The 8740-nt window shown below is 46.7% G+C and carries 9 protein-coding genes; 7 read left to right on the top strand and 2 right to left on the bottom strand.

All coding sequences use genetic code 11. The features are described 5' to 3' along the window. Nucleotides 1–16: 16 nt before the first annotated feature. Both OSC7112_RS34130 and OSC7112_RS34135 read left to right on the top strand, forming a co-directional pair. On the top strand, nucleotides 17–772 hold the full coding sequence (locus OSC7112_RS34130) for a ParA family protein (RefSeq protein ID WP_015211862.1): 756 nt from the start codon (nucleotides 17–19) through the stop codon (nucleotides 770–772). Then, on the top strand, nucleotides 769–1710 hold the full coding sequence (locus OSC7112_RS34135) for a ParB/RepB/Spo0J family partition protein (protein ID WP_015211863.1): 942 nt from the start codon (nucleotides 769–771) through the stop codon (nucleotides 1708–1710). The genes OSC7112_RS34130 and OSC7112_RS34135 overlap by 4 nt, the downstream gene beginning before the upstream one ends. 405 nt (nucleotides 1711–2115) lie before the next feature. Here the strand turns inward: OSC7112_RS34135 and OSC7112_RS34140 are convergent, their stop codons facing one another. Next, a complete protein-coding gene (locus OSC7112_RS34140) occupies nucleotides 2116–3405 on the bottom strand; it encodes a hypothetical protein (protein WP_015211864.1) in 1290 nt (429 codons plus the stop codon). 176 nt (nucleotides 3406–3581) lie between these two features. Here OSC7112_RS34140 and OSC7112_RS34145 point away from each other — a divergent pair, with 176 nt between their 5' ends. The 4 genes from OSC7112_RS34145 to OSC7112_RS34165 all read left to right on the top strand — a co-directional run bounded on the left by OSC7112_RS34145 (nucleotide 3582) and on the right by OSC7112_RS34165 (nucleotide 6196). Then, nucleotides 3582–3965, top strand: coding sequence for a hypothetical protein (locus OSC7112_RS34145; protein ID WP_015211865.1), 384 nt, complete (start codon nucleotides 3582–3584; stop codon nucleotides 3963–3965). Nucleotides 3966–4602: 637 nt separating this feature from the next. Beyond that, entirely contained in the window at nucleotides 4603–4848 is a 246-nt protein-coding gene (locus tag OSC7112_RS34155; protein WP_041624013.1) for a hypothetical protein, read from the top strand. Nucleotides 4849–5234: 386 nt separating this feature from the next. Beyond that, a complete protein-coding gene (locus tag OSC7112_RS34160) occupies nucleotides 5235–5681 on the top strand; it encodes a DUF6932 family protein (RefSeq protein WP_015211867.1) in 447 nt (148 codons plus the stop codon). Beyond that, a complete protein-coding gene (locus OSC7112_RS34165) occupies nucleotides 5678–6196 on the top strand; it encodes a hypothetical protein (RefSeq protein ID WP_015211868.1) in 519 nt (172 codons plus the stop codon). Before OSC7112_RS34160 ends, OSC7112_RS34165 begins: the two co-directional genes overlap by 4 nt. A gap of 545 nt (nucleotides 6197–6741) precedes the next feature. Here OSC7112_RS34165 and OSC7112_RS34175 read toward each other — a convergent pair. Further along, the gene (locus tag OSC7112_RS34175; RefSeq protein WP_015211869.1) at nucleotides 6742–7716 is read right to left on the bottom strand and encodes a tyrosine-type recombinase/integrase; all 975 of its coding nucleotides are present in this window, start codon (nucleotides 7714–7716) and stop codon (nucleotides 6742–6744) included. A gap of 449 nt (nucleotides 7717–8165) precedes the next feature. Here OSC7112_RS34175 and OSC7112_RS34180 point away from each other — a divergent pair, with 449 nt between their 5' ends. After that, nucleotides 8166–8402, top strand: coding sequence for a hypothetical protein (locus OSC7112_RS34180; RefSeq protein WP_146136840.1), 237 nt, complete (start codon nucleotides 8166–8168; stop codon nucleotides 8400–8402). Nucleotides 8403–8740: the final 338 nt, after the last annotated feature.

Raw genomic sequence — 8740 nt, forward strand, 5'->3', positions numbered from 1 at the left:
GCGTGCTTAAAAATAGATGAGCAAAATTATTGCGCTGTTCAACCAGTCAGGTGGCGTCTCCAAAACCAGTTTGACAATGAATTTAGGCTACCATTTAGCCAAGCGGAAGCAAAAAGTCTTGTTAGTAGATATGGACCCCCAAGCCTCGCTTACCGCCTTCATGGGCTTGGAACCATCCGAGTTGCAGGAAACTGTGTACGAGTCCATTATGAACGGTTCTGAAGCGGCGCTCTGCAAAAACCTTCACAACATGGATTTGCTTCCTTCCAATATTAATTTGAGCGGAGCAGAGCTGGAACTGGTAGTGGCTGACATGAGAGATAGTCGGCTAAAAGAAGTCATTGACCCCCTCAGCCCCAACTATGACTTCATATTGATAGACTGCCCTCCCTCGCTCGGCATCCTATCCTATATCAGCCTGGTTTCCTCCACTCACGTCTTAATTCCGATTCAGACTGAATATAAAGCTCTCAAAGGAACCGAATTGCTGTTGCAAACCATTGCTCGCGTCAGGAAACGCGCTAATCGGAAATTGCAGATTGCTGGAGTGATTCCGACGCTGTACGATCCCCGTACTGTACAGGCATTTCAAAGTTTGCAGTCAATTACTACTTCTATGGAAAAGATTGCTGCGATTTACCCCGCCGTACCTCGGACTGTCGCTTTCGCCGATGCGTCACAGCAACACGTACCTCTGGCCGCGTACAATCCAAAACATCCAGCCGTCGCTGTACTCGATACTATTGCACAAGGACTTTTAGCTCTGCGATGAATCAAAAGCGCGACAGTCAGCCTTATCAAATCAAAGGGGTTGAGGCTCTATTAGGAATCAACGACAGCGAAGATGCCGCATCCTCCCTTGTCTCAATACACAAAATTGTCTTGCCCCAGCAGCAACCGCGCCGCTATTTCGAGCCGACAGCTATGCAAGAACTGGTGGAGTCAGTCAAGCAGCTAGGAATTCTGCAACCGCTCCTGGTACGCCCCATAGATGGCAACAAGTACGAATTAGTTGCCGGAGAACGGCGCTATCGAGCCGCGTCGTCGTTAGGCTTGACTGAAGTTCCTGTCACGATTCGGGAACTGACGGACGCAGAGGCTCTCTCCATCGCACTGCTGGAGAACTTGCAGCGGGAAGATTTGAATGCGATTGAGGAAACCGAGGGGATTTTGCAATTGCTGGCAATGAAATTGAACTCTACCTCTTCGTCAGTTATTGCTTTGCTCGGAGCGGCCGCGCACCCAGAACGCGCAGGTGTGGATAACGTTATCCACAGCTCGGATTGGCAAATAGTAAGCGATATATTTGCACTCGTTGGGAAGTACACTCCAGAGAGTTTCCGAACCAATCGCCTCCCATTGCTGAACCTGCCAGATGATGTGATTGGAGCGCTGCGGAAAGGACGGATTGAGTATACCAAAGCCAGAGCGATCGCCCGAGTTAAGGATAGCTCCGAGCGATCGCAATTACTAGAGGAGGCGATCGATCTCGACCTCTCTCTGACCCAAATCAAACAGCGCATTGCCGATTTAAAAGCCCAAAATACAGGTCCGGCGACTGCACCGAATCGCTCGCTTAAAAGTCGCGTAGATGCAGCTTATGGCAGAGTGAAAAAGTCTAAGGTTTGGGATGACCCCAAAAAGCAGAAGAAACTAGAGAAGCTGTTAGCTGAACTGGAAGCTTTGGTGGGTGAGGGATTGGAAAATTGAGGCGGATTTTAAAGTAAAGCCACCTAAATTCACCAAATTATAGCAACCGCTTTCGTCGGCGGCGGACGCAAGACGCAAGACATCCTCAATCGCCAGAATGCAAACAATTAAATCGATCGAGTTGTTTGCGGGTGCGACTTTTTAGCCAAGACCAGCACTATTCAATTTTGTTGAGATCGAGAGAGCGATTTGGATCGCTCGTCTATTGCAGGCAGTAAATTAGCCGACTGAGGGTCGAATTTTTTTTGGGGCTGCCGCGGTCGATCGCGGCAGCTTTAATCTGCGAGCGCCCGCGCGCAACCGCAAGCAAACCACGCCGCAACCGTGGTTTTATTTGGCGGTCAATATTCTCTAAAAAATATTAACAATTCAGAACTTAAAGCCCAAAAAGTCGAGAGATAGTCATTAGCGATCGGCGAGAGCGCTCGCTCTTTGTTTGCAGTTGTCTAATTCTGCCTCGCACAATTGCAGTAGTTGTTTTAATTGTGAATAAGAAAAAAGCTCTAAAGTAGCCTTTGTTCTTCGATTAAAGTCAACTTTTAAAAGTTCGCAGACCATTCGTGCAGCTTGATTGGTGTCGAAACCTTCGGAACTGCTGATAACGCCGATTGCTGTTTCTTCGTACCAGCGTGCGGCTTCGCCGTTTCCTTCAATTTCGATCGCGGTTGCAAAAGGTCGATCGTCTACAGTGAATGGGTCAGATCGTTCCATCCGAATTCGATCGCTGTTGCCAAAGTCGGGCAATACTGTTTTACCGTTGCTTAGTCCGATACTTGCTGCCATTGCATTTTGCTCTTGCGTGACGCTAGCGATTGTAGCAGGTGCAGTAGGTGCAACAACTTTATGGATCGGGAGCGGAACCAAGTCAGAGAGATTAAATATTTCAGAGGGAACCGAACCTCCGTCAAGGCGAACTATAACAGATCGCCCACCGTTGGCAAAACCTCTGACAGTGCCCGTATTTCCGCCATAGAGGGCGTTGCTGTTGCCAATTTGAACTAAATCCCCTTGGGCCAGTTGTACTGTTTCAACGGGCGGCGATCCGATCGCTAAATCCAAAATAGGTTGCTCTGGCGCGCTCGACGTTCGACCGCTGTCTGGGTTGCTGGCTGCTGCTGCCGACTTCAAAGGTTTCTTTAAAGATTTTTTTTCATCTCGAACAGCAGCGAGCGCCCAATTGATGCTGAGTGTTTCGCAATCTTTCAAAAACGCGGAGCTCCGCGCTTTTGCTTCGATAAGGTTCCAATATTTTGAAATCGCCATGTAGTCCTGTGCAGTTCGCGGGCGAATTCCCGCCGACTCCAAGCAGCTCAGGAATTCTCCATAATTGCACCGTCGCTTAAATTCTTGCAGCAGCAAACCCGCATTGCGAGCGCAGTTCAACTTTGCAAAAGCTAGCTCTAGTTCCTTTCGCTCGATGCGCTCTATTAGTCTGTGCTCCGACGCAATTCGGCTTAGCAATTCTTGTTTGTCAAAGCTTTCTAGATCGAACTCCGGTAAGGCTTGCGAGATATCAAACCCTGCTGGGACTGACGGCAGCAACTCAGCAATTGAGTCAGTTGTCAAAGGTGCCGCACAGTCGATCGCTTGTTGAGCGTCGCTTTCATGTTGAGGGCAATCGACCGGTTGTTCTGCCTGCGGCTGTGGTTGAAACTTGGCTTTCGATCTGGTTTTAGCTTTATTAATTGCTTTCATTTATTAAACTCCTGCATCAAGAGCTGCAAGTCTTCAGGTTTTTCCCCGCTCCGGTCGATCGCCAGCTTTTTTCTTCAGACATAATGTTTGTGCTATATTGAGCTTGTCTGAGTAGGCAACAATAATTAAGTAATTACTTAATTATATGATATAGTTTCAGTTATGGCTGAATAAAAATGAAGTTTTATGAAGCTCTCGACAAAACCCTTGAATACTACGGGATCACTGCTAAATGGTTGTCGGAGCAGTCAGGCCTAAGCCAGCAAATGATTTCGCAGTTTAGAAAAGGGAAGCAGCGGGTTTATAGCGACAGTCTTGAGGCAATGATTAGTTCGCTTCCTCTGGAGCCGCAGCGATATTTGTTCAGTTTGTTTCTTGGCGATCGAGTTCCGGTTTTTTTGGGAATGGATGAGACGGAGCTTGCAGAGATTATGGATGATATTGCAGAGATTATCCGTAAAAAAACTGTTCTTCGATCACAATCTCAGGTGAGCGGCCCGCAATTGGCTGCGGGTAATTGGTTCGATCGTTCATGCTTGGGCCGATCGTCCATTGGTTGAGATTCACGTTCCATTTTTGAAAGCACAATCTCCATCAAGAACATTTATCCCTTTTTTACTGGGGACAAAAACGCGGAGCGGAGCGTTTTTAGTTTTCTGGCGCAACCCCCCGTGATGTACAGTGAGGGACTGAGGTCTAGGGTCTAGGGTTTAGGCCTGAAGGCAATAAAATCAAGGGTTTCAGGAATTCAGAACGTCCTCACCTCCTTGGCGATTGTTGTCTCTTTCATGCGAGAGCCTCACCGGACAAAAATGCGGAGCGGAGCGTTTTTAGCCTTTTGTAGTGGGAAGTTCCCTGAACTGTATGGCTTTGAGGCAATGTAAATTAAATGTTACGAATCCCGATGAAGTTAGACTTTCATCGGGACGGAAGCGGGACTTTTGGTAGGCGGAAGCGGGACTTTCGTTAGACTCTATAGACTCCGCGTAAAATAAATTTGCAGCGTCTCGTTTTGTCTGTATTTCGTCCGACATTCGTCGCGTTTGGGTATCGATCTAACCCTGCAAAATCCAACTTTTTTGTTGCTAAAAATCGGTATAATTTAGCACCCGTTACTGAGAATGTTGTACTAATATCCAACAGGTAAACCGCGATTTGTGCGATCGCTTGTTGTTGCAAAACTTCATGTATTGTCTTGTGCAAGATCATATCCCGACTTTACCCCGTATTGACAGTCCAGGATTGAGTGGCGGTGCGATCACATATTTCGATCCGATCGCGTATTTCGATATTATTGTAATTTGTTATTGCAAGTGGGTGCCGATCGAATCGGTTTTAGAACCGTTGGCTAAAGGTCAAGTTACTGTCGATTCTTTTGCGGGTAATGAAGCCGAGTATCGGGAGTATTTAGAGCGAAATGCTTCTCAAGTTGAGGTAGGATAAGTATTGGTAAAAGTTGGCGAGTTACGCTCGGGATAGCTGCGCTTCACGCGCTTGAATCAAACAACAGCTAGATGAGAATGCAAATTGCGATCGCGACTTTTTCTACAAGCAATTGAATTTGTGCGATCTCGCACAATGGTTCGTTGTTTTCGTCGCGCGAGCGCTCAAAATACACTTGGTACTTTACCGATCGTACCTCATGCGTTTGAAAACTGTTGCAGGCTGTGCTAGCGTAGCGACTTTTGTCCGATCGAGCGTTCCTGTTACAACTTATTAATTATGAGAAATCGCGATCGCTTTTTCCCAAACATTCAGGTATGCTGAGCAAACCAACAGTCATTAAAAACTGACAGTAAAATTGTGTTAAGGTGTAAAGGTGTGAGGGCATGATTCCTAAATTTGATGAGAACGGCAACTTGCCACCGGGAGTGCATTGGTGCGAATGGGAGGAGTTTAAAAATAGATTTGGTACTAATTCTACGAGGCAGCGAATGATAGATGGTTTGGAGTTGGCACTCGCCCAATTAAAAGCAGCAGGCTGTAGAACTATTTATATTAACGGTAGTTTTGTTAGTAGCAAGCCAAAACCAGGTGATTTTGATGCGTGTTGGGAACCGGAAGATGTGGATTACGATTATCTGCGAAAAAATGCCCCGAGATTGCTAAATAATTTAGACCGCAGCGCGCAGAAATCCAAATATAAAGGTGAAATCTTTCGTTCGGACCAACCTGTAGGAGATAGCGGATTAACTTCTTTAGAATTCTTTCTGCGCGACAGAGAGTTAAACCCTAAAGGGATTATAGCCATAGATATATTAAGGTGGGAACCATGATTAAAAACGAAAAAGAGTATGAATCCAGCCAAGAATGCGCCCGCAGATTTGAAGATTCTCTTAAGGCGTTAGAACGAGATGAAGAACTGAAGAAAAAAGACCCTGATGGTTGGCAACTTTCTCGCGATGTCAAACAATCTCATTTGACGGCTTTACAAGCAGAGATTGCTGAATACGAAACACTAATTAAGTGCGAGAGAAATCAGCCGATTTTCATTAAAATTGACAGCATAAATAAGCTGCCAGATGCTTTAATTAAAGCGAGAATAGCAGCCCAAATCAGCCAACCAGAACTGGCTCAAATACTAGGAATTGAAGAACAGCGAGTTAGGCAGTATGAAGATACAGATTATCAATGCGCCAGTTTTGTAGAAATCCTCGAAGTTAGTACGGTTTTAGGCATAGAATTTGAAATCGCCGCGATTCGAGTAGATTTTGAGGAAATAGAAGCTGTCAAACAAAGCGCCCGGAAGTGGCGAAAGGAAAAAATTAACCTGACAGCTAAAGCATCATAAATGTTAGGCCCGATTGGCTATTCCTGATATTAAGCTTCTCAAACAGCCTCAGACAATATAAACTTATTTCCTCTCGTTCTTTACGCGGCAGCCGGCAACTCTTCGGTTTCTTGTCCCAAAAACCGCTTGATGACAATTTCCCGGTAAGCCTCTAAATCGGGCTGTCAGTTTTCCAGAAGCTCGTACAAATGATGCAGCTTTTCCCCTTCTAATTCCCCCGCAATTTCATACTGGAAATTGCCCGAGAACAATACAGCCGGAGTCGGTTCGGCCAGAGTGCAGTTGCAATAAAGCTTCGGCAACCCTCGCCAGTGGCGAGCGTGCCAAAACTGGGTCGATCGGGATGGGGATTGCCTAAAATTTACTGAGTTCGCAGTGGGTTGAGCACAAAACGCCGGCAGCATTCAACACGTGGAGGCTCGATCGATTTTGGGGCGATCGCCTTTCATCAGAAACTTGGATAGAAACCCCGTCCTTTTTCTTGATGGGATTGCCTGAAATAGAAACAGTTCCCTATTTAACAATCCGAACATACAAATCTAAACTCAATGCACCAAATCAGCCAGCAGCCCCGACGCTTCTCGCTGCAAGCTCTGCCGATTGTCATCGTAACAATTAAGGACGTTCGAGCTGGTATGGCGGCTCAACTTCTGCGCCATTCGCGTATTACCGTTGCTTGCATCTAACAGAGTCGTAATTGCAGCGTGGCGTATTCTGTGCGGGCTGATTCTTTTAGGAATTCCCGCAGCACAGCAAGTTGAGAAAACAAGCTTGTAAATAGCGTACCCGCTCAACCTCAACCCGTATTCACGCTTTGTCAAAGCGATAAATAAAGGCTCTTGGGGCATTGCAGCTCCCCGCACGCTCAGCCAATCAGAAATCGCATCTGCCGTCGCGTCGTGCAAGTCAATTAGCTGCGCTTGAGTTCCCCTACCTTTGCCGTAAATATTCAGAGTTCGGGCCAGCGGGTCAAAGTCGCTTATATTGGCTGCGCCGATTTCTCCCCGGCGCAACGCATTGTCCCACAGCAACCGGAGAACTGCATAGTCGCGCTTTCCCTGGGGCGTACTCCGGTCTGGAATTTCTAACACCGACTGCATCGCCGCCACATTCTCAGAAGCAACTCGGCCAAACCCTGTAGTATCCCGGTAAGGAACCACCTTCTCTCCTTCAACATCTACCAAACTCCACTCGCACTCGCCCACCTTGCGAGCAAAATTCACCAAACTTTTGATCGCCGCCAGCCGCCGATTAATCGTCGCTTCCTTAAGTCCCTTGTCGATTAGTTTGGCTTTATATTTGAGAACCACCGCGACAGCGGCGAAGCGGTTCAACCGTAGGAACTCGCGCACTAATGCCGGGTGCGGTTCCTGCTCCGTCATTGTCGTAAAGAAATCGTACAAGTCCTTCTCATAAGCGTGCCTAGTGTTGACAGAGCGCTTGGCAGCTAACAGCTCTGCCACTAGGTCGCGCGTTGAAGCTATTTCTCCAAAGGAATTAGCAGCGTGTTCTAAGTCCATAGCCGGCCCTATAATTTGGGTTTCCAGACCAGATTACCCTCATTAGGGGTGCAAATTGACGGTGGAATTGCTTGCTCTGTCAAAGAAGAAGAAAATCGTCAATGAGGAAAGTAGGTGCGATCGCGATCGCTACCTCCGGAAAGCAGCAGGACACGAGCGCCTATCGTCCCCCAAAATACTCAGTTTCAGTTTTTAAGCCTTCGCAAAAAAGGTGTCGGCAGACAATCGCGATCGCACTCGGGAGCAACTAACTTCCCTGTATCGTTTTGAACCAGCATCCGACATAGCCTTGGCTTTTGGGGACTCCGAAAGAGAGACTTGATGCCTGCGCGTATGCCCTAACAGTTAGTGATGACAAATTTTCTTTGACGATTTGACGATTCTCCTAAACTCTCCTATTTATAAGGCTTTCAGCTTCTAACTTTCATTGACGATTATTGACATTGTTTTTGACGATTCTCCCCAAACGCTTTTTCAGCATGGATTTTGGGGATATACTGCAAATTTTTGACGATTTTGACGATTGCTTGACGCCCATCGCCCTATCAAGCTGGCAGGGAAGCGGATTGTCCTTGTTATCGCGGGAGCGGGCGATCGTGAATTTATTGGGATGTGGCTGGGGAATCGTCAATGACGATTTTCAATCGTCAAAGCTGCTATTGACGGGGGAACTGCTTGATGTGTAAGAGTTTCAAACTATCGTCAAATCGTCAACGCAATTTTTAAACTAGCGGTAAATTTAGATGCCGGATAGTCCGTCGCGATCGTCCACAACCAACTTGCACAAGAGCATTTTCCGCTTTTCTCCTAACACAGCTTCTACAAAGGTTGGGATTCAGTGTCAAGCTGTTAACCAGAGCGCGACTAAAAAAAGAAATTTTCTTTGACGATTTGACGATTCTCCTAAACTCTCCTATTTATAAAGCTTTCAGCTTCTAACTTTCATTGACGATTATTGACATTAATTTTGACGATTCTCGATAAACGCTTTCTCTGCAAGGGCTGTGGGAATGTACTGCGAGTT

Origin of the sequence: Oscillatoria nigro-viridis PCC 7112 (genome assembly GCF_000317475.1) — a bacterium.
GTDB lineage: Bacteria > Cyanobacteriota > Cyanobacteriia > Cyanobacteriales > Microcoleaceae > Microcoleus > Microcoleus nigroviridis.